The organism is Micromonospora sp. WMMA1363 (assembly GCF_030345795.1).
Classification (GTDB): Bacteria; Actinomycetota; Actinomycetes; order Mycobacteriales; family Micromonosporaceae; genus Micromonospora.
The window spans coordinates 5,982,953-6,003,009 of record NZ_JAUALB010000001.1; the positions used below are offsets into that span (position 1 = coordinate 5,982,953).

At 71.4% G+C, this 20,057-nt stretch carries 18 protein-coding genes; 10 read left to right on the forward strand and 8 right to left on the reverse strand.

Features of this window, described 5'->3' with window-relative positions; all coding sequences use genetic code 11:
- Positions 1 to 23 precede the first annotated feature (23 nt).
- From recA to rny, 3 genes are all read left to right on the forward strand, one after another.
- Positions 24 to 1,070: a recombinase RecA gene (recA, locus tag QTQ03_RS27725; RefSeq protein WP_289280577.1), complete on the forward strand. Its 1,047-nt coding sequence runs from the start codon at positions 24 to 26 to the stop codon at positions 1,068 to 1,070.
- A gap of 9 nt (positions 1,071 to 1,079) precedes the next feature.
- Complete coding sequence (locus QTQ03_RS27730) at positions 1,080 to 1,769, forward strand: regulatory protein RecX (RefSeq protein WP_289280578.1); 690 nt, start codon at positions 1,080 to 1,082, stop codon at positions 1,767 to 1,769.
- 703 nt (positions 1,770 to 2,472) lie between these two features.
- Entirely contained in the window at positions 2,473 to 4,239 is a 1,767-nt protein-coding gene (gene rny, locus QTQ03_RS27735) for a ribonuclease Y (RefSeq protein WP_289280579.1), read from the forward strand.
- Between the two features lie 154 nt (positions 4,240 to 4,393).
- Here the strand turns inward: rny and QTQ03_RS27740 are convergent, their stop codons facing one another.
- From QTQ03_RS27740 to QTQ03_RS27755, 4 genes are read right to left on the reverse strand one after another with little or no spacing between them, the layout of a single operon-like run.
- Entirely contained in the window at positions 4,394 to 5,362 is a 969-nt protein-coding gene (locus QTQ03_RS27740; protein ID WP_289280580.1) for an amino acid ABC transporter permease, read from the reverse strand.
- On the reverse strand, positions 5,359 to 6,066 hold the full coding sequence (locus QTQ03_RS27745) for an amino acid ABC transporter permease (protein ID WP_289280581.1): 708 nt from the start codon (positions 6,064 to 6,066) through the stop codon (positions 5,359 to 5,361). Before QTQ03_RS27745 ends, QTQ03_RS27740 begins: the two co-directional genes overlap by 4 nt.
- Before the next feature lie 42 nt (positions 6,067 to 6,108).
- Positions 6,109 to 6,987 (reverse strand): glutamate ABC transporter substrate-binding protein, encoded by an 879-nt coding sequence (locus tag QTQ03_RS27750; RefSeq protein ID WP_289280582.1) that lies wholly within the window; start codon positions 6,985 to 6,987, stop codon positions 6,109 to 6,111.
- A gap of 58 nt (positions 6,988 to 7,045) precedes the next feature.
- Positions 7,046 to 7,801: an amino acid ABC transporter ATP-binding protein gene (locus QTQ03_RS27755; protein WP_289280583.1), complete on the reverse strand. Its 756-nt coding sequence runs from the start codon at positions 7,799 to 7,801 to the stop codon at positions 7,046 to 7,048.
- A gap of 180 nt (positions 7,802 to 7,981) precedes the next feature.
- Here QTQ03_RS27755 and selD point away from each other — a divergent pair, with 180 nt between their 5' ends.
- Positions 7,982 to 8,971, forward strand: a complete 990-nt coding sequence (gene selD, locus QTQ03_RS27760) for a selenide, water dikinase SelD (RefSeq protein WP_289280584.1) — start codon at positions 7,982 to 7,984, stop codon at positions 8,969 to 8,971.
- A gap of 235 nt (positions 8,972 to 9,206) precedes the next feature.
- Complete coding sequence (locus QTQ03_RS27765) at positions 9,207 to 9,686, forward strand: hypothetical protein (RefSeq protein WP_289280585.1); 480 nt, start codon at positions 9,207 to 9,209, stop codon at positions 9,684 to 9,686.
- A 121-nt stretch (positions 9,687 to 9,807) separates the two neighbouring features.
- Here QTQ03_RS27765 and QTQ03_RS27770 read toward each other — a convergent pair whose 3' ends face one another.
- Positions 9,808 to 10,392 carry a nucleosidase gene (locus tag QTQ03_RS27770; protein ID WP_289280586.1) on the reverse strand — a complete coding sequence of 195 codons (585 nt, stop codon included), beginning with the start codon at positions 10,390 to 10,392 and terminating at the stop codon, positions 9,808 to 9,810.
- 258 nt (positions 10,393 to 10,650) lie between these two features.
- On the reverse strand, positions 10,651 to 10,869 hold the full coding sequence (locus QTQ03_RS27775; RefSeq protein ID WP_289280587.1) for a DUF2277 family protein: 219 nt from the start codon (positions 10,867 to 10,869) through the stop codon (positions 10,651 to 10,653).
- Positions 10,870 to 10,922: 53 nt separating this feature from the next.
- On the opposite strand from QTQ03_RS27775, the gene miaB reads away from it, so the two are divergent.
- A complete protein-coding gene (gene miaB, locus QTQ03_RS27780; RefSeq protein ID WP_289280588.1) occupies positions 10,923 to 12,455 on the forward strand; it encodes a tRNA (N6-isopentenyl adenosine(37)-C2)-methylthiotransferase MiaB in 1,533 nt (510 codons plus the stop codon).
- Positions 12,456 to 12,634: 179 nt separating this feature from the next.
- Here miaB and QTQ03_RS27785 read toward each other — a convergent pair whose 3' ends face one another.
- On the reverse strand, positions 12,635 to 13,843 hold the full coding sequence (locus tag QTQ03_RS27785; RefSeq protein WP_289280589.1) for a DUF349 domain-containing protein: 1,209 nt from the start codon (positions 13,841 to 13,843) through the stop codon (positions 12,635 to 12,637).
- A 354-nt stretch (positions 13,844 to 14,197) separates the two neighbouring features.
- Here QTQ03_RS27785 and QTQ03_RS27790 point away from each other — a divergent pair, with 354 nt between their 5' ends.
- Genes QTQ03_RS27790 through dapF form a run of 3 tightly spaced genes read left to right on the forward strand, consistent with a single transcriptional unit; the run spans position 14,198 to position 16,804 of the window.
- Positions 14,198 to 14,935, forward strand: a complete 738-nt coding sequence (locus QTQ03_RS27790) for a class III extradiol dioxygenase subunit B-like domain-containing protein (protein ID WP_289281025.1) — start codon at positions 14,198 to 14,200, stop codon at positions 14,933 to 14,935.
- Complete coding sequence (miaA, locus tag QTQ03_RS27795; protein ID WP_353890621.1) at positions 14,932 to 15,945, forward strand: tRNA (adenosine(37)-N6)-dimethylallyltransferase MiaA; 1,014 nt, start codon at positions 14,932 to 14,934, stop codon at positions 15,943 to 15,945. The genes QTQ03_RS27790 and miaA overlap by 4 nt, the downstream gene beginning before the upstream one ends.
- Before the next feature lie 7 nt (positions 15,946 to 15,952).
- Positions 15,953 to 16,804: a diaminopimelate epimerase gene (dapF, locus tag QTQ03_RS27800; protein WP_289280590.1), complete on the forward strand. Its 852-nt coding sequence runs from the start codon at positions 15,953 to 15,955 to the stop codon at positions 16,802 to 16,804.
- A 123-nt stretch (positions 16,805 to 16,927) separates the two neighbouring features.
- Here the strand turns inward: dapF and QTQ03_RS27805 are convergent, their stop codons facing one another.
- Positions 16,928 to 18,400, reverse strand: coding sequence for an NAD-dependent malic enzyme (locus QTQ03_RS27805; protein WP_289280591.1), 1,473 nt, complete (start codon positions 18,398 to 18,400; stop codon positions 16,928 to 16,930).
- 173 nt (positions 18,401 to 18,573) lie between these two features.
- On the opposite strand from QTQ03_RS27805, the gene hflX reads away from it, so the two are divergent.
- On the forward strand, positions 18,574 to 20,025 hold the full coding sequence (gene hflX, locus QTQ03_RS27810) for a GTPase HflX (protein ID WP_289281026.1): 1,452 nt from the start codon (positions 18,574 to 18,576) through the stop codon (positions 20,023 to 20,025).
- The last annotated feature ends 32 nt before the right edge of the window (positions 20,026 to 20,057 follow it).

Sequence of the window (20,057 nt, forward strand, 5' to 3'; positions counted from 1 at the left end):
CGGCGAAGGCAGGGGTGGCAACGATGGCGGCAGCGCCTGACCGGGAGAAGGCACTCGACCTTGCTCTCGCTCAGATCGACAAGCAGTTCGGCAAGGGGTCGGTGATGCGGCTGGGCGAGCGTCCGGTCGTGCAGACCGCGGTGGTCCCCACCGGCTCCATCGCGCTCGACGTGGCGCTCGGCGTGGGCGGTCTGCCCCGCGGCCGGGTCATCGAGATCTACGGCCCGGAGTCCAGCGGCAAGACCACGGTGGCGTTGCACGCGGTGGCGAACGCCCAGCGGGCCGGCGGCATCGCCGCCTTCGTCGACGCCGAGCACGCGCTCGACCCGGAGTACGCGAAGGCCCTCGGCGTCGACACCGATGCCCTGCTGGTCTCCCAGCCGGACACCGGCGAGCAGGCGCTGGAGATCGCGGACATGCTGGTCCGCTCCGGCGCGCTCGACATCATCGTCATCGACTCGGTCGCCGCGCTGGTGCCGCGCGCCGAGATCGAGGGCGAGATGGGCGACAGCCACGTGGGCCTGCAGGCCCGGCTGATGAGCCAGGCGCTGCGCAAGATGACCGGCGTGCTCAGCCACACCGGCACGACGGCGATCTTCATCAACCAGCTCCGCGAGAAGATCGGCGTGATGTTCGGGTCGCCCGAGACCACGACCGGTGGGCGCGCGCTGAAGTTCTACGCCTCGGTCCGGCTCGACGTGCGCCGCATCGAGAGCCTCAAGGATGGCACCGACGTGGTCGGTAACCGCACCCGGGTCAAGGTCGTGAAGAACAAGGTCGCCGCGCCGTTCAAGCAGGCCGAGTTCGACATCATGTACGGCAAGGGCATCTCCCGCGAGGGCTCGCTGATCGATGTCGGTGTCGAGCAGGCGATCATCCGCAAGTCCGGCGCGTGGTACACGTACGACGGCGACCAGCTCGGCCAGGGCAAGGAGAAAGCCCGCGAGTTCCTTCGGGAGAACCCGGATGTGGCCGCCGAGATCGAGAAGAAGATCCTGGAGAAGCTCGGCGTCGGCGTCGGCGCGGGCGATGCCGCCGGTGGCCCGGAGCTGCCGCCGGTCGACTTCTGATCCTGACCCGTGGGCTCACGACGCGCCCGTACGGGGCGGGGTTGGGATGCCAGACCGCCCCGTACGGGTGAGGCCAGCACGCCCTCGCTTCGCCGTGGCGGCCGGGGACGGGCCGCCGAGGACGCCGAGGCGACCGCACCGCCCGACGAGGCGGAGATGGCCCGGGAGATCTGCCTGCGCCAGCTCGCCGTGCGGCCGTGTACCCGGGCGGAGCTGGCCGGCGCGCTGGCGAACCGGGGCATCTCCGAGGAGGCCGCCACGGCGGTCCTCGATCGGTACGACGAGGTCGGCATGATCGACGATGCCGCCTTCGCCCGTGCCTGGGTCTCCAGCCGGCATGCCCGTCGGGGCCTCGCCCGCCGCGCCCTCGCCACCGAGCTGCGCCAGCGCGGCGTCGACGCCGAGGTCGCCAGGGCGGCGCTCGGCGAGCTGGATGAGGAGACCGAGGCGGAGACCGCCCGCGCCCTGGCGGAGCGGAAGCTGCGCTCCGCCAGGGGAGCACCCGACGCGGTGTTCCGTCGGTTGGTCGGCATGCTGGCCCGCAAGGGCTACCCGCCGGGTGTGGCGATCCGGGCGGTGAAGGAGGCTCTCGCAACACAGAGCGCCGAGGCGGCCGAGTTCGCCGACCAGATCGACGCGGACGCCCTCGCGGACGCCGAGGGTGACGTCGACCGCGAGAACCATCCGGCCGACGGCTGACCATGGCCCCACGCCGGGTGACGGTTCTGGATGAGCGGTCAGTTGGCTGGCCGCTTTGTCCCCTGCTGTCCGGTCTTCCATCGGCGGAGAGTCGTCCGGCCGATTCTCTCCGTTCGGGGGGTTTGATCATGAGTTCTTGACCGGAGTGCTCCCGGAGACCTAGCCTCGCCATACAGGCTCACATGCCCGACCAGCGCAGGCTAAGCGCACAACATAGATCCCATAACAGAACAGCATCACTTTGGCCGGCTCATCGGCCCTTGGTGTCAGCTTCGGCAGGCCGATCCGGAGCTGACGTGACAACTGCACCTGGCCGCCGACGGCGTCATCCAGACACCGCCGGCGGGGGCTGCTATCCACGGCCAGCCGCTCCGGTCGGGCGTCCAGAGCCGCAGGAGTGTGCTCGGCGGCACGTGCCTGCGGCGCGACGTTCAGGGGAGGCACGCCATGGCGAGGCGGCAGGTGTCACCAGGGAGGCTGGCATGAGCGGGCGGGCCGGCGTGCCCGGCGCGCGGCTTTCCTTGCCCGCCGGCGCGCCCGGCGCTTGGTCGTCGCCACCCGCCGACGCGCCTGGGGCGAACGTCTCCGACGCCGCTCACCGCCAGCGGAAAGCGATCGTGGAGGAAGACGGCCGCCGGCGGCGCCACGCGATGCCACGGTCTCCCCTGACCCGGCACGTGGCGTCGACCGCCGGGGGCACGGCATGAGCGGGTTCGACGCCGTCCTGCTGGTGGCCTTGCTGGTGCTGACCGGGATCGTGCTCGGAGCGGCGCTGCTCGGTCTCCGCGTGGTGCGCCGGCTCGGGACGGCACCGGCGCCGGACGACCCGGCTTTCATCGCCGAGAAGGACCGCCAGGAGCAGTCCCTCGCCGCGTTGCGGAGCGCCGCGGACGAGGCGAACAGCACGGTCGACGTGGCCAGGTCCGCCGCCGCGGCGGCTCGGGCCGAGGCGGCCGCCGCCAAGGCCGAGGCGAAGGCGGCCCGGGCGGAGGCGCGCCGGGTCCTCGACGACGCCCGAGCCGAGGCGGACACCATCCTGGAGCGGGCCCACAAGCAGGCCGAGGCCGACGCCGACCAGTTGCGGGCCACTGCCCGGCGTAGCGGCGAGCGGGAGGTGGCCGTCCTCTCCGCGACCACTCGGGAACAGGCCGCCGAGGTGGAGCGCCGGGCGGCCAGGATGGACGAGCGGGAGCGGCTGCACACCGAGGAGGTGGAGCGGCTCGCCGAACGCGAGCGGCAGCTCAGCGCCGCCGGTGCCGCGCTGGGGACCCGGGAGTCCACCCTCGCCCAGCGGGAGGCGGACCTGGCGCAGACGGAGGAGCGGCGTCTCCGGGAGCTGGAACGGGTTGCCGGGCTCACCGCCGACGCCGCCCGCACGGAGTTGATCGAGGCGATCGAGAGCCAGGCCAAGCGGGAGGCCGCGCTGCTGGTCCGGGACATCGAGTCCGATGCTCGCAGCACCGCCGAGGAGCGCGCCCGCCATGTCGTCGTCGACGCGATCCAGCGGATCGCCAGCGAGCAGACCGCGGAGAGTGTGGTCAGCGTGCTGCACCTACCCGGCGACGAGATGAAGGGGCGGATCATCGGTCGGGAGGGGCGCAACATCCGCGCCTTCGAGTCGGTGACCGGAGTTAACCTGATCATCGACGACACCCCCGAGGCGGTGCTGCTCTCCTGTTTCGACCCGGTACGCCGAGAGGTCGGCCGGCTCACGTTGGAGAAGCTGGTCCTCGACGGGCGGATCCACCCGCACCGGATCGAGGAGGTCCACGACCTGGCCCGGCACGAGGTGGAGCAGCTCTGCCACCGGGCCGCCGAGGAGGCCCTGGTCGCGGTCGGGATCACCGAGATCCACCCCGAGCTGGTCGCCCTGCTCGGCCGGCTACGCTACCGCACCTCGTACGGGCAGAACGTCCTCAAGCACCTTGTCGAGACCGCCCACATCGCCGGGATCATGGCCGCCGAACTGCGGCTCGACGTGCCGACGATCAAGCGGTGCGCGTTCCTGCACGACATCGGCAAGGCGCTCACCCACGAGGTTGAGGGCAGCCACGCCATCATCGGCGCCGACCTGGCCCGCAAGTACGGCGAGCGCGAGGACGTCGTGCACGCCATCGAGGCGCATCACAACGAGGTGCCGCCGCAAACCATCGAGGCGGTGCTCACCCAGGCCTCCGACGCCTGCTCGGGCGGCCGGCCCGGAGCGCGGCGGGAAAGCCTCGAGGCGTACGTGAAGCGGCTGGAGCGGATCGAGGAGATCGCAGCCGGCAAGCTCGGCGTGGAGAAGGTCTTCGCGATGCAGGCCGGCCGGGAGATCCGGGTGATGGTGAAGCCGGAGGACGTCGACGACATCGGCGCCGCCGTGCTGGCCCGGGACGTGGCCAAGCAGATCGAGGAGGAGTTGACCTACCCGGGCCAGATCCGGGTGACCGTGGTCCGCGAGTCCCGGGTCACCGAGATCGCCCGCTGAGCGGGTGTGACGCGCTGGATGTGCCTGCTTGTAGCCCATGCGTCTTGCTGAACCGGTGTGCGTGTTGCTGAACCGGTGCGCTTGCTGAGTCCGTACAGATCCGACGCGAGGGCCGGCGCCACCCGGGCCGGCCCTCACGTCGTGGATCGGTAGTTTAGACGCCGCCGGCGCCCTCGGCCTGTGAGGTGAGGGCGGTGGCCGGCGGCTCCTGCGCCGGTGTGCCGGCGGTCCGCCGGCCGCGGGAGAGCCGGTGCTGGACGTACTGGGCCAGCTTCGACAGCGAGTAGTTCACGACGATGAACAGCACGGCGATCACGGTGTAGACCTGGATCGGATTGTCCAGCGCACCGATGATCTGCTTGCCGATGTTGAGCGTCTCCTCGTAACTGACGATGAACCCGAGTGAGGTGTCCTTCAGGACCACCACGAGCTGGCTGATCAGCGCAGGCAGCATGATCCGGAACGCCTGGGGAAGCAGGATCATCCGGGTGGTCTGCAACGGGGAGAGGCCGATCGCGGCTGCGGCCTCGGCCTGTCCGCCGGGGAGCCCCTCCATGCCGGAACGCAGGATCTCGGCGATCACCACGGAGTTGTAGATGGTGAGGCCGATGACCAGGTACCAGAGCGTGTCGAAGGTGACACCGAACTCGGGAAAGCCGCGAGCCACGAAGAAGATCGTGATCACGACGGGCAGACCCCGGAAGATCTCGACACAGACCCGGGTCACGACCCCCAGCGTGACGTTCAGCCCGCGCAGCAGGTAGGTCAGCGGTGCGGCGAGTCCGGTGAACCGGCGCCGGGCGAAGCTCTTGAGCTGGATCCGCAGCACCGCCAGCACCATGCCGACCAGCAGCGAGGCGACGATGGCGAGGGCCGCCGCGACGAGGGTGTTCCTGATGCCGACGCCGAGCCGCTCCCAGACCAGCGGGAAGTTCTCGTTCGAGGGGTCGATCAGTGGACCCCACAGCTCCATCGAGAACTGGCCCTCGTCCTCCAGCGGACGGTAGACCAGGACGTATGCGCCCACCAGGATCAGGGCGGTGGCGGCGAGGCTGCTGAACAGGGTGACCCGGCGCTGCCGGGGCCCGGGGACGTCGTAGAGGACGCTGCTCTGTTGGGTCATCGGGCCACCGCCTGCCGCCGTTCGATCCGGTCGAGGAGCGCGCCGAGAGGCACGGTCATGATCAGGTATCCGATCGAGATGCCGATGGCGACCGGGATGAATGGGTAGCCCTCGGCCGACGTCAACTGGTCCGCGGTCTGGGACAGGTCACCCACGACACCGAAGAAGCCGACCAGCGCCGAGTTCTTGATCATGGCGATGATGGCCGAGCCGAGCGGCACGATCGAGGCCTTCCACGACTGCGGCAGCACCACGTACCGCAGGTTCTGGCTGAAGGTCAGTCCGAGTGACCGGGCCGCCTCCGCCTGGCCGGCGGGCACCGCGTTCACCCCGGAGCGCAGCGCCTCGCAGACGAACGCCGCGGTGTAGAGCACCAAGGCGATCAGAGCGAAGCGGAAGTACGGCAGGTCGGTGCCGAGCCGGCTGAACACGATGTCGAGCCCGGGGATGCGGAGGAAGTCCGCGTTGGAGCCGAGCGCGGGGAGGCCGAAGGCGGCGAAGAACATGACGACGGTCAGCGGCATGTTGCGGAAGGTGTTGACGTACGCGGTGCCGACCGCTCGCAACGGCGGCACCGGGGAGATTCGCAGCACCGCCACGACGGCGCCCAGGATCAGGGCGCCGATCGCGGCGAGAATGCAGATCTGGAGGGTGAGCCAGAAACCACCCGCGAAAACGTCGAACTTGTCGATGAGTACACTCACGGGTCGGTCTTCCTCCCCACCCTCCAGGTCAGCCGGATCAGATCAGTAGCGGTTGACGGTCGGCGCGGAGCCCAGCTCGGCACCGAACTTGCCGGCGGTGTCGTCCCAGGCCTGCTGCCAGCTGCCGTCGGCGAACGCCTTCTCCAGCGTGTCGTTGACGAAGTCGCGGAAGTCGGTGTCCTCCTTCTTCACCCCGATGCCGTACGGCTCCTTGGTGAAGTTCTCGCCGGCCAGCTTGAACGACGCCTCGTCCTTGGCGATGTAACCGAGCAGGATCACGTTGTCCGTGGTGACCGCGTCGACCTGGCCGTTCTTGAGGGCGTCCCGGCACTTGTCGTAGGTGTCGAACGGCACCAGCTGGGCGGCGACGTCCTTGACGTACTTTTTGATCTCCTCGAACGGCGTGGAGCCGGTCACCGAGCAGACCTTCTTGGTGCCGTCGGCGAACGAGTCCGGCCCGGTGATCGAGGTGTCGTCCTTCCTCACCATGATGTTCTGGCCGGCCTCGTAGTACGGCCCGGCGAAGGCGATGCGCTCCTTGCGCTTGTCGTTGATCGTGTACGTCGCGGCGACAAGGTCGACGGTGCCGTTGACGATCACGTCCTCGCGGACCTTGGAGGGGGTCTCGACCCACTCGATCTTGTCCTCGGGGATGCCGAGCTCCTCGACGATGATCTTCGCGATCTCGACGTCGAAGCCCTCCGGCTTGCCCGACAGGCCCTTGAGGCCGAAGCCTGGCTGGTCGAACTTGGTGCCGATCTTGATCGCCTGGGCCTTGTTCAGCCGCTCCATCGTGCTGCCGGCGGGGAAGGACTTGCTACCGGCGCCGGTGTCCTCGCCGGCGTCGTCGCCGCCGCAGGCGGCCAGGCCGAGCGCCAGGGTGGCGGCCGCCGCGAGCGCCGCTACGCGCTTCATACGCATATTCTTCTCCTTCTTCGATGGAGTCGGCCGGGGGACGGCACGCCTCCGATACGGACGCCTAGTGCGTGAGGATCTTGGAGAGGAAGTCCTTGGCCCGCTCGCTGCGCGGGTTGCCGAAGAACTCGGCCGGGGGTGCTTCCTCGACGAGCTGCCCGTCGGCCATGAAGACCACGCGGTTGGCCGCGTGCCGGGCGAAACCCATCTCGTGGGTGACGACGACCATCGTCATCCCGTCGCCGGCCAGCGACGTCATCACGTCCAGCACCTCGCCGACCATCTCCGGGTCGAGTGCGCTGGTCGGCTCGTCGAAGAGCATCGCCTTCGGTTGCATCGCCAGCGCGCGGGCGATTGCCGCCCGCTGCTGCTGGCCGCCGGAGAGCTGGGCGGGGAACTTGTCGGCCTGGTTGGCGATGCCGACCCGGTCCAGCAGGGCCAGGCCGCGTTCGCGGGCGACCGCCGGCTTCTCCTTGCGAACCTTGACCGGGCCGAGGGCGACGTTCTCCAGGATGGTCTTGTGCGCGAAGAGGTTGAACGACTGGAACACCATCCCGACCTCGCTGCGCAGCTTGGCCAGGGCCCTGCCCTCGGCCGGCAGCGGCTGCCCGTCGAACGTGATCGTGCCGGAGTTGATCGGCTCCAACCGGTTGATCGTGCGGCAGAGCGTGGACTTGCCGGAGCCGGAGGGGCCGATCACCACGACCACCTCGCCCCGCCCGACCGACAGTGAGACGTCGTCCAACACGTGCAGCGGCCCGAACCACTTGTTGACCGAGTCCAACACGATGAGCGGTTCGCCCGTCGTCACGTCGTCCACCGTCCCTGTCGTCGCTTGGGAGGTCGGTTGACCCCCGGTCCGGCCACTCTAGGCGGGGTGATGTGGCGGAATGCAACTCAGATGGTCACGGAGCGGTAACACCAGTTCTTGCGGCTCGGTAAGTGTCCGATTCTGACCGCTTGGGTGGCGGCTACCACCCGTTTTGGAGACCATGTGCAGATGGCAGAGCCGGTGCGGCTGACCCGGTACTCCCGCGGTGGCGGTTGCGCGTGCAAGATCCCAGCCGGCGAGCTGGAGGCGCTGGTGAGGGGGCTCGGACCCGCCGCGGGCGCAGCCGATCTGCTGGTCGGCCTCGACCACGGCGACGACGCCGCCGTGGTCCGGCTCGACGAGCGCACCGCTCTGGTCAGCACCGCCGACTTCTTCACCCCGGTGGTCGACGACGCGTACGACTGGGGGCGGATCGCCGCTGCCAACGCCCTCTCCGACGTGTACGCGATGGGCGGTGTCCCGCTGGTGGCGCTCAACCTGCTCTGCTGGCCGCGCGGTGTGCTCCCGCTGGAGCTGGCCCGCGAGGTGTTGCGCGGCGGGCGGGATGTGGCCCGGGTGGCCGGCTGTCACCTCGCCGGCGGGCACAGCGTCGACGACGAGGGGCCGAAGTACGGGCTCGCGGTCACCGGGACGGTCCGGCCAGCGGATCTGATCACGCTGGACGCCGGCCGGGCCGGGCAGCCGCTGTCGCTGACCAAGCCGCTCGGCGTCGGCGTGCTCAACACCCGGCACAAGGCGACCGGGGAGATCTTTCCCGCGGCGGTCGCGGCGATGACCATGCTGAACCGGGACGCCGCCCGCGCGGCGGTGGCGGCCGGGGTCCGGTGTGGCACCGACGTCACCGGCTTCGGGCTGCTCGGCCACGCGTCGAAGCTCGCCCGGGCCAGCCGACTGACCGTGGCGATCGACACGGCCCGGGTGCCGTACCTGGCGGGCGCGCGGCAGGCGGCCCGGGACGGGTACGTCAGCGGGGGCAGCCGCCGCAACCTCGACTGGGTCACGCCGTGGACGGACTTCGGGTCGGCGGGCGAGGCGGAGCGGCTGCTGCTGGCCGACGCGCAGACCTCCGGCGGTCTGCTGGTCGCGGGGGAGCTGCCGGGTGCCCCGGTCATCGGGGAGTTGCTGCCCCGGGGTGAGCATCGTGTCGTGCTTCGCTAGAGCGCCTGGAAGCCCGGTGCTGGAGCGCCTTCAAGGCCGGTGTCGGCGGCCGGGCGCGGCACAATACTCGATAAACTGTCATCTTCTCGTTACTCGAAGCGATGAAGCTCAAGGAAATTTTGCCCGGAATGGTCACAGACCGGTAACTTGCCCCCGGCTGGGGTCAAATGCACCCCACCATCGTCAGTAAGGCCCGATCCGGAGGCCGGTGGAACGAGCACAGCGAGGAGGCGGCATGACCGAGCTGTGGAGCTGGAGAATCGACCAGGTGCGGTCGACGGAGGTCTGGCCGACGCTGGCCGAGGCGCTCGGCCGGGTGGTGATGCCGTTGGCGGTTGCCGACCCGGTGCGGCTGCCGAAGTACGCGGTGATCGCCGACATCTGGCGGGCGCCGGGGGAGTTCGCCACGATCGTCGACTGTTACGGGGTGCCGGACACCCTGTCCGAGCTGCCCAGCGTCGCGGTGCTGGCCCGGCTGCTGGGTCGCAACTGCGTACTGCGCGACGACACCCTCGACGAGACCCGGCACCTGCTCGTCGCCCCCGACGGCACGATCCGACCGGTGCACTTCGACGTCCGGGAGACCGACGACGGCGAGGTGCTCAGCAACCAGCGACTCTGCACCGAGGCGCATCCCGGCTGCCGCGGCTGGTCCCGGTGCCACCGCTCCCGCTGGGCCCCCGACTCGGTGCTTCCCGCGCTCGCCGCCGCCTAGCCTGGGCGATTCATGGTGGTCGCCGGGCTGTGGTGTCCCACGTGGGAGCGGCGGCACCGCAATGCCGGGGCGGTTGAAAGCTGCCGAAAGGTCGCTCGGCCCGGGACGGGGGCGGAGTGACTCAGGGGTAGGTGGGGATGTTGTGGGTTGCCCAGTCGGCGAGGGCGCGGGCGCACTTCGCGATGGTTTCCCGCCAGGTCTCGATGGCGCTCGCGTTGGCGTCGTCGCTGACGTTCTTGACGATGTGCAGCGACACACCGGCTTGGTGTGCCGCCGTCGCCAGGGCGTAGCCTTCCATATCGACCATGGACGCGTGTGCCGCCAGGTGGTCACACGTGGCCTTGTCGTCGATGAAGGTGTCCCCTGTGGCGAGGGTGGGGCCGTTAGGGTCGCCCACCGTCAGGGGCGGGCCATGGGTCTCGCCGGTCCGGGCGCGCAGGGTTTCGCTGTCCAGGTCGTGTTGTATCACCGTGCCGATGAGGTGGGTTCCGGCCCAGCCGGGGCGCAGGGCTCCCGCAGTGCCGAGGTTGATGACCTTTGATGGAATTGGGCCGCGGGCGAGTGTCGCGGCGAGCGCGGTCGCGGCGTTGACCTTGCCCACGCCGGTCAGCAGGACGGGCAGGGACGTGTTGAGGTACTGGGCCTCTGCCTGGAGCGCCAGCACGAGCAAGGGACGGTCACTGGTGATCTCTCCCGTGAGCTGCACGGGTTCAGAGTAGGGGGCCGGCCCCGGCAGGAATCGGTATTCACCTAGTCGGCGATCTCGGCGGCGGACCCTGAGGAAGCGACCGCGTCACGCAGACCCATGGGCATCCTGGACGCGGTCGGTGGCGGGCCGGTCGGCGGGCCGCCGGCCGCCCCACGGTAGACGGGGGCCGCACGGTAGACGGGGGCCGCGGGCCGGTCCGCCGCAACGGTCGGGAGGCCCCTCCACCATCGAAGGCGTGCGGCAAGGAGCCATTCCTTACCCCCGACGCCCGCCGCGTACCTCCAACCCGTCGAGCAGGGTGGCGGTGGCCGCGGCGACCGCCGTGACCGCGGCGTCGAACGCGGCGGCGTTGTGGGCGGCCGGCGCGCGGAACCCGGAGATCTTCCGGACGTACTGCAACGCGGCCGCCTGGATGTCCGCGTCGCTCACCGCCGGGGTGTACGGCTCACGCAGGGTCTTGATGCTCCGGCACACGGCGCCTCCTCGGTTCGGGTCCATCCGGGCTGTCCGGATACGCTGTTCTGGTCATGACTACCGCAGCGGCGAGCAGCCCGCGCACCTACCAGGTGCGCACGTATGGCTGCCAGATGAACGTGCACGACTCCGAGCGGATCTCCGGCCTGCTGGAGCAGGCCGGCTACGTGCGGGCCCCCGACGTCGACGACACCCCCGACGTGGTCGTCTTCAACACCTGCGCGGTGCGGGAGAACGCCGACAACCGGCTCTACGGCAACCTCGGTCATCTGCGCCCGGTGAAGGACAGGCACCCGGGGATGCAGATCGCGGTCGGCGGCTGCCTCGCCCAGAAGGATCGCGGCGAGATCGTCCGCCGGGCGCCCTGGGTCGACGTGGTGTTCGGCACGCACAACATCGGGTCGTTGCCGGTGCTGCTGGACCGGGCCCGGCACAACGCCGCCGCCGAGGTGGAGATCCTGGAGTCGCTCGAGATCTTCCCCTCCACGCTGCCCACCCGCCGCGAGTCGACGTACGCCGGCTGGGTGTCGATCTCGGTCGGTTGCAACAACACCTGCACGTTCTGCATCGTGCCCGCTCTGCGGGGCAAGGAAAAGGACCGCCGGCCCGGCGACATCCTCGCCGAGGTCCGCGCCCTGGTCGACGAGGGCGTGCTGGAGGTGACCCTGCTCGGGCAGAACGTCAACTCCTACGGTGTGGCGTTCGGCGACGCTGGCGAGCCGAACTGGAATCGTACTGGTGGCCGGTCCGCTTTCGCCGAGCTGCTGCGTGCCTGCGGCGGCATCGACGGACTGGAGCGGGTGCGGTTCACCAGCCCGCACCCGAAGGACTTCACCGACGACGTGATCGCCGCGATGGCCGAGACGTCGAACGTCTGCCACTCGCTGCACATGCCGCTGCAGTCCGGCTCCGACGACGTGCTACGGGCGATGCGCCGGTCGTACCGGTCGGAGCGGTACCTGGGGATCATCGAGAAGGTCCGGGCGGCGATGCCGGACGCGGCGATCACCACCGACATCATCGTCGGCTTTCCCGGCGAGACCGAGGCCGACTTCCAGCGAACCCTCGACGTGGTCCGCGAGGCGCGGTTCGCCTCGGCGTTCACCTTCCAGTACTCCAAGCGCCCCGGCACGCCCGCAGCCACCATGGACGGTCAGCTCCCGAAGCAGGTTGTCCAGGAGCGTTACGACCGGCTGATCGCCTGCGTGGAGGAGATCACCTGGGCGGAGAACAAGAAGCTGCTCGGGGAGACCGTGGAGGTGCTGGTCGCCGTCGGCGAGGGACGCAAGGACGAGCGCACCGGCCGGATGTCCGGGCGCGCCCGGGACGGCCGGCTGGTGCACTTCGACGCCGGAAGCCGCACCGGGCAGATCCGCCCGGGTGACGTCGTGCACACCGTCGTCACGTACGCGGCCCCGCACCACCTCAACGCCGACGGTGAGCCGCTGGCCCACCGGCGGACCCGGGCCGGGGACGCGGCCGAGGCGGGACGCAGTCCGCGTACCGCCGGCGTGCTGCTGGGCCTGCCGACGATCGGCGCGCCGGCCGCGACGCCGGCGGAGACCGGAGGTTGCGCCGCCCACTGACCGCACCGGCGGCTGCCGTGCCGCCGACACGAAGCCCCGGCGCTGTCGTCGCGCCCGCACTGCGCCCGTCTGCCACCCGTGGCTTCGTGGTCGGGTTGGCCGGTCACGGTGGCCGGGGTGGGCGGTACCCGCCACGGGTACTCGGCCTCGGGTCAACGGCGGTCCTGCCGGCCGTCGGCTCAGCCGGCCTGCTCGGCGAGTTGGAGGAACTGGCGCTTCGAGGCGAGCGCCTGCTCGGCCTCCCGGATCCGTCGGGCGTCCCCGGCGGCCTGGGCGCGGGCCAGCCGTCCCTCGGCCTCTGCCACCTGCGTCCGCATCTGGGCCAACAGCGGGTTGTCCTGCGGACTGGTGCGCCGCCATGCCGAGTCCATCACCTCACGGACCTTGTCGTCGACCGCGCGTAGCCGCCGCTCCAGGCCCGCCGCCGCCTCCCGGGGCACCCGGCCGGCGTCGTGCCACTGCGCCTGGATCTCGCGGAGCTTCGCCTGCGCGCCCTTCGGGTCGCCGTCGACGTCCAGCGCTTCGGCCTCGGCCAGCAGCGTCTGCTTGCGCTCCATGTTGGCGCGCTGCTCGTTGTCCCGCGCGGAGAAAACGTCACTGCGCCGGCTGAAGAACGCGTCCTGAGCCGCCCGGAACCTCTCCCAGAGCCGCTGCTCGGCCTCCTTCGAGGCCCGCGGCGCAGCGCGCCACTGGTTCATCAGTTCTTTGAGCTGGCCGGCGGTGGACCCCCAGTCGGTGGAGTCCTGCAGCTTCTCGGCCTCGGCGACCAGGTCCTCCTTGACGGCCTGCGCCTGCTTGCGCTGCGCGTCGAGCGAGGCGAAGTGTGCGCCCCGCCGGCGGGTGAAGCCGTCGCGCGCCGCCGCGAACCGCTTCCACAGCTCGCCATCGGTCTTCTTGTCGACCCCGCGGATGGCCTTCCACTCCTCGAGGATCTCCTTGAGCCGGTCGCCGGCGGTCTTCCAACCGGTCGACTCGGCGGCCAGCCGCTCAGCCTCCTCGACCAGCTCGGTCTTACGGGCGAGTGCCTCGCCGCGGGCCGCTTCCCGGGCCGCCCGGGCCGCGGCGGCCTTCTCGTCGGCGACGGTGGCGAGTCGGTCCAGCCGGGCGGCGAGCCCGTCGATGTCGCCGACCACGTGCGCCTCGGCCAGCGAGGCGCGCAGCCGGCGGATCGTGCTGAGCGAGTGACTAGCGTCCGCCGCGCCCGAATTCAGCCGGGCCTCGGTCAGATCCACCTCGGTCACCAGGTCGGCGAACCGACGGGCGAAGTGGGCCAGCCCTTCTTCCGGTGCCCCCGCCTGCCAGGAACCGACCACCCGCTCGCCCTCGGTGGTCTTGACGTACACGGTGCCGTCCGCGTCCACCCGTCCGAAGGCAGTCCAGTCGCTCATGTACCCATCCTCGTTCTCCCGGCGTCGCGGGTCGATCCCGCGAGCGCCGCCACGGCGCAGCCAAGTTTCTCCCCGGCATTGTCACAGGTCCGCCCCGGTGCCCGTCGAGCGCCTATCGCCGACCGTGACCATACGGTGTCCTACCGCCTTTGTGCTCTCGTCAGTGCGTGAGTGTCGGAATCCACCCGTGCCGGCCGGCGACCTCGTTGCCGACGTGTGGCGCGGCGGCCGGAGGACGCAGTTGGTTCCGCGGTGGGTGGCGGTTGTTCGTCTGCCCGTGCCGGGCCGCCGGCGGATCGGCGGGCCCGGCGGCCCGCCGCGGTGATCCCGCCACGGTGTGCCCGCTACGGTGATCTGGTGCCACTGGTCGCCGCCGCCGTCTGCCCGCACCCGCCGCTGCTCGTCCCCGAGGTCGCCGGTGCCGCCGCCGCCGAGCTGGACGACCTGCGCGCCGCCTGCGCGGCCGCCGTCACCCAGCTCTACGCGTCCGGCGCGCGGAGCATCGTGATCGTCGGCGCCGGCGACCGCAGCGCTACCCTCGATGTCCCGGTCCGGGGCACGTTCGCGCCGTGGGGAGTACCGATCGAGGTGCGGCTCGGCGGCCCGGCCGACGGGCGGGTCGCCACCGAGGGCCTGCCGCTCAGTCTGCTCGTCGGGGCCTGGCTGGCCCGGCGGGTGCCGCCGCCCGCCGGGGCGGACGACGTGAGCTGGCGGATGCTGAGCCTCGCCGTGGACGAGCCGGCCGAGCGATGTGCCGAGGTCGGCCGCCGGACGGGGACAGCCCAGCCGTGGGCGATGCTGGTGATGGGGGACGGGTCGGCGTGCCGGGGCGAGCGGGCGCCCGGCTACGACGACCCGCGCGCCGCGCCGTATGACGCGGTGGTCGCCCGGGCCCTCACCGCTGCGGACACCGGTGCCCTCCTCGACCTGGACCCGGAGCTGTCCGCGGAGCTCAAGGTCGCCGGCCGTGCGCCCTGGCAGGTCCTCGCCGGCGCGGTCCGCGCGGAGGGCGGCGACTGGCGGGGCGAGCTGACCTATGACGCCGCGCCGCACGGGGTGGCCTACTTCGTCGCCTCCTGGAGGCCGGCATGACCGGCCCGGCGAGCGGCCATCGGCCGGACGGATCCCGGACGGACCCGGTCCGGCGGGACGACACACCGGGGTTGGTGGCAGGCGGCGGTAGCCGACCGCTGGTCGGCACGGTGGTCGCCGTGGTCGGACCGACCGCGGCCGGCAAGTCGGCGTTGAGTATCGCCCTCGCCCAGGCACTCGGCGGCGAGGTGGTCAACGCCGACTCGATGCAGCTCTACCGCGGCATGGACATCGGCACGGCCAAGCTCACCGTCGCCGAACGCGCGGGTGTGCCGCACCACTTGCTGGACATCTGGGACGTGACCGAGCCGGCGAGTGTCGCGGAGTACCAGCGGCTGGCCCGTGCCGCCGTCGACGACACTCTCGCCCGGGGGCGGGTGCCGCTGCTGGTCGGCGGATCCGGGCTCTATGTGCGGGCGGTGCTGGAGCAGTTCGAGTTCCCCGGCACCGACCCGGCGGTCCGGGAGCGGCTGGAGGCGGAGCTGGCGCAGGTCGGCCCCGCGCCGCTGCACGAGCGGCTGCGCGCGGCGGACCCGGCGGCGGCGGCGAGCATCCTGCCCGGCAACGGTCGGCGGATCGTCCGCGCGCTGGAGGTGATCGAGCTGACCGGTGCACCGTTCACCGCGGCGCTGCCCGCGCCCACCCCGTACTACCCGGCCGTGCAGGTCGGCGTTGACTTGGACACGGCGCTGCTCGACGAGCGGATCGCGTTGCGGGTCGACCGGATGTGGGCCGACGGCCTGGTCGCCGAGACTCGCGAGCTGGTCGGCCGGGGCCTGGCGGCGGGGCGTACCGCCAGCCGGGCTCTCGGGTACCAGCAGGTACTCAGGTTTCTCACCGGGGAGCTGACCGAGACCGGGGCGTACGAGGAGACGATCCGCGCCACCCGCCGGTTCGTCCGCCGCCAGCGGTCCTGGTTCCGGCGGGATCCGCGGACCAGGTGGCTCGACTCGGCCGCCCCGGGACTGGTGGCGGATGCGTTGCGGGTGGTCACCGACGCTGCGCGATGATGGGGGTGTGGAGTTCACCAAGGGGCACGGCACCGGCAACGACTTCGTGATCCTGCCCGACCCGGACGGTGCGTTCGACCTCACGCCGGGTCTGGTCGCAGCGCTGTGTGACCGTCGGCGCGGCATCGGCGGCGACGGTGTGCTGCGTGTGGTCCGCGCCGCGAAGCACACCGACGGTGCCGCGCTGGCCGGTGAGGCCGAGTGGTTCATGGACTACCGGAACGCCGACGGGTCGTTCGCCGAGATGTGCGGCAACGGTGCCCGGGTGTTCGTCCGCTACCTGCTGGAGACCGGGCTGGCCGCGCCGTCCGGCGCGGCGCTGCCGATCGCCACCCGGGCGGGCGTCGTGCGTGCTCGGGTCGAGGGGGAGGGCGTCGCGGTCGAGATGCGCCGCCCCCGGCTGTACGACACGGCGAGCGCCGAACTCGGCGGGCTGACCGTGTCCGGCACGGCGGTGGATGTCGGCAATCCGCACCTGGTCTGTGCGCTGCCGGCCGGCCTGGAGCTGACCGCGCTCGACCTGGCCCGGGCGCCGCAGGTCGACCCGGTCCTCTTCCCTGCCGGGGTGAACGTCGAGTTCACCGTCCCGGGTGAGCCGGTCGCCGGGGCCGACGGCCACGTGCTCATGCGCGTCTACGAGCGGGGCAGCGCGGAAACCCTCTCCTGCGGCACCGGCGCCTGCGCCGTCGCCGCGGTGGCTCTCAGCGACGCGGGTCGGGACACCGGCGTGGTCGCGGTCGACGTCCCTGGTGGTCGTCTGGCGGTCACGGTCACCGACGACACCTGTTGGCTCTCCGGCCCGGCCGTGCTGGTCGCCACCGGCGAGATCGACCCCGCCGCGTTCGGCACGGTGGACTGACCGCCCCGGCGGCCGCTCCCACCGGGTGGTCTGCCCCCCCCCCGGGGGTGCGTTTCACGCGTGGTATCCCCCCCGGGGGGGCGCGGTTTCAGGAGCGGTCGGCGCTGAGCAAACCGTTGGATGTCAGGGGGTGGCGCTGGCGTTCGCGGCGATCTCGGGGAGATCGGCGGGGCCCGGGTCGGCGGCCGGCGGCGGGGTCGCGGCGGGGTTCTGGGCTGCGGTGCGGACGGCGGCGGCGACGGCCGGGGCGACCCGGGAGTCGAAGACGCTGGGGACGATCACCGTCGGATTGATTTTGTCCTCCCCGACGACGTCGGCGATGGCCTGGGCGGCGGCGATCGCCATCTCCTCGGTGAACTCCTCCGCGTGCGCGTCGAGCATGCCGCGGAAGACACCGGGGAAGGCCAGCACATTGTTGATCTGGTTGGGCTGGTCCGAGCGGCCGGTGGCGACCACGGCGGCGTGCTTGCGGGCCTCCCGCGGGTCCACCTCCGGGTCCGGGTTGGCGAGCGCGAACACGATCGCGTCCTTGGCCATGGCGGCGATGTCCTCACCGGTCAACAGGTTCGGGGCGCTTACCCCGATGAACACGTCCGCACCGCGGATCGCCCCGGCCAGGTCGCCGGAGTAGTCCTCCTTGTTGGTGTGCTCGGCCAGCCAGCGCCAGGCCGGGTTGAGGTCGGCCATCCCCCGGTGCAGGGCGCCCTGTCGGTCGTAGGCGATGATGTCGCCCACGCCCTGGCGCAGCAGCAGCTTCATGATCGCCGTGCCGGCGGCGCCGGCGCCGGAAACCACGACCCGGACGTCCGCCAGCTGCTTGCCCACGACGCGCAGCGCGTTGGTCAGCGCGGCCAGCACGCAGATCGCGGTGCCGTGCTGGTCGTCGTGGAAGACCGGGATGTCCAGCGCGTCACGCAGCCGGGCCTCGATCTCGAAGCAGCGCGGTGCGGCGATGTCCTCGAGGTTGATCCCGCCGTACGCGGGCGCGATCGCCTTGACGATCGCCACGATCTCGTCGGTGTCCTGGGTGTCGAGCACCACCGGCCAGGCGTCCACCCCGCCGAAGCGCTTGAACAGCGCCGCCTTGCCCTCCATCACCGGCAGCGACGCGGCCGGTCCGAGGTTGCCCAGGCCGAGCACGGCGGAGCCGTCGCTGACCACCGCAACCGTGTTGCGCTTGATGGTGAGCCGGCGGGCGTCCGCCGGGTTCTCCGCGATCGCCTGGCAGACCCGGGCGACCCCGGGGGTGTAGGCGCGGGAGAGCTCGTCCCGGGTCCGCAGGGCGACCTTCGAACTGACCTCGATCTTGCCGCCGAGGTGCAGCAGGAACGTGCGGTCGGAGACCTTGCGCACGTCCACGCCGTCCAGCGTGGTGAGCGCGTCGACCACCTGGTCGGCGTGGCTCGTGTCGGCTGTGTCGCAGGTCAGGTCGACGAGCACGTGGGTCGGGTCGGAGTCGACCACGTCCAGCGCGGTGACGATCGCTCCGGCCTCGCCGACGGATGTGGTCAGCCGTCCGATGGACGAGGCGTCCGCGGGTACCGCGATCCGGATGGTGATCGAGAATCCGGCACTCGGCAGTCGGGTGATGGCCACACAGATCCCTCCGTCGACGCTGAACGGCCCGCCCGCATTTGTACTCGCCTCCCCTGCCCGGCCGGTAGTCGGCCCCGCTACTGATGGGTACGGCGGGCATATAGCGGGTGCGTCCGGCGTTGGCACGTGTCAGGATTGCTTCCTACGTGACCAAACGGACAGGAGACGTGAGTTTGCGAGACCAGGAGACCTACGAGCCGTTCGAGGCCGACGAGCTCGACGCCACCACCGGCGAGTTCGAGCTGTCGGAGCGGCAGGCACTGCGGCGGGTCCCCGGCCTCTCCACCGAGCTCACCGACATCACCGAGGTCGAGTACCGCCAGCTTCGGCTGGAGCGGGTCGTCCTGGTGGGGGTCTGGACCGAGGGCACCCAGGCGGACGCCGAGAACTCACTCACCGAGCTGGCGGCGCTGGCCGAGACGGCCGGCTCGCAGGTGCTTGAGGGGCTGATCCAGCGCCGCAACCGTCCTGACCCGGCGACCTACGTCGGTCGGGGCAAGGTTGACGACCTGGGCGCGGTGGTCGTGTCGACCGGTGCCGACACGGTGATCTGCGACGGTGAGCTCTCCCCGTCCCAGCTGCGCAACCTGGAGCAGCGCACCAAGGTGAAGGTGGTCGACCGGACCGCGCTGATCCTGGACATCTTCGCCCAGCACGCCAAGAGCAGGGAGGGTAAGGCGCAGGTCGAGCTGGCCCAGCTGGAGTACCTGCTGCCCCGCCTGCGCGGTTGGGGCGAGACGCTCTCCCGCCAGAGCGGCGGTTCCGGTCGCGGCGGTGGCGCCGGTGGCGGCGTGGGCCTGCGTGGTCCTGGTGAGACCAAGCTGGAGACCGACCGCCGCCGGATCCGGCACCGCCTCGCCCGGCTGCGCCGGGAGATCAAGAGCATGCGCACGGTACGCCAGACCAAGCGGGCCCGGCGTGCTCGCAACGCCGTGCCGGCCGTGGCCATCGCCGGCTACACGAACGCCGGCAAGTCCAGCCTGCTGAACCGACTGACCGGCGCGGGCGTACTGGTGGAGAACGCTCTCTTCGCCACGCTGGACCCGACCACCCGCAAGGCCACCACCTCGGACGGCCGGCTCTACACGCTCTCCGACACGGTGGGTTTCGTGCGGCACCTGCCGCACCAGATCGTCGAGGCGTTCCGCTCGACGCTGGAGGAGGTCGCCGAGGCAGACCTGGTGGTGCACGTGGTCGACGGCACCCATCCGGACCCGGAGGAGCAGGTCCGCGCAGTCCGCGAGGTACTCGCCGAGGTCGGCGCCGACCGGCTGCCGGAGCTGGTGGTGGTCAACAAGACCGACGCGGCCGACGAGGAGACCCTGCTGCGGCTGAAGCGGCTCTGGCCGGAGGTGATCTTCGTCTCTGCCCACACCGGGCGGGGGGTGGCGGATCTCCGCTCCGCGATCGAGGGCCGGCTGCCCCGCCCGGCCGTCGAGGTCCGCGCGGTCCTGCCGTACGACCGGGGAGACCTGGTGGCCCGGCTGCACCGGCAGGGCGAGGTGCTCAGCACCGCCCACCTGCCCGAGGGCACGATGCTGCATGTCCGGGTCGGCGAGGCGCTCGCCGCCGAGCTGACGCCCTTCGTGGCGGCGGAGGCCCAGGTGGTCGGGCCGCGTTCGTAGGCCCGTGCGGTCGCCTCGGGCCCGGGCGGGAT

Bases quoted from the DNA above. Each gene is read 5' to 3' on its own strand.
- recA (WP_289280577.1), top strand. From the start codon at position 24: ATGGCGGCAGCGCCTGACCGGGAGAAGGCACTCGACCTTGCTCTCGCT.
- miaA (WP_353890621.1), top strand. From the start codon at position 14,932: ATGACCGGCCCGGCGAGCGGCCATCGGCCGGACGGATCCCGGACGGAC.
- QTQ03_RS27785 (WP_289280589.1), bottom strand. From the start codon at position 13,843: ATGAGCGACTGGACTGCCTTCGGACGGGTGGACGCGGACGGCACCGTG.
- QTQ03_RS27740 (WP_289280580.1), bottom strand. From the start codon at position 5,362: ATGACCCAACAGAGCAGCGTCCTCTACGACGTCCCCGGGCCCCGGCAG.
- QTQ03_RS27765 (WP_289280585.1), top strand. From the start codon at position 9,207: ATGACCGAGCTGTGGAGCTGGAGAATCGACCAGGTGCGGTCGACGGAG.
- rny (WP_289280579.1), top strand. From the start codon at position 2,473: ATGAGCGGGTTCGACGCCGTCCTGCTGGTGGCCTTGCTGGTGCTGACC.
- selD (WP_289280584.1), top strand. From the start codon at position 7,982: ATGGCAGAGCCGGTGCGGCTGACCCGGTACTCCCGCGGTGGCGGTTGC.
- miaB (WP_289280588.1), top strand. From the start codon at position 10,923: ATGACTACCGCAGCGGCGAGCAGCCCGCGCACCTACCAGGTGCGCACG.
- QTQ03_RS27750 (WP_289280582.1), bottom strand. From the start codon at position 6,987: ATGCGTATGAAGCGCGTAGCGGCGCTCGCGGCGGCCGCCACCCTGGCG.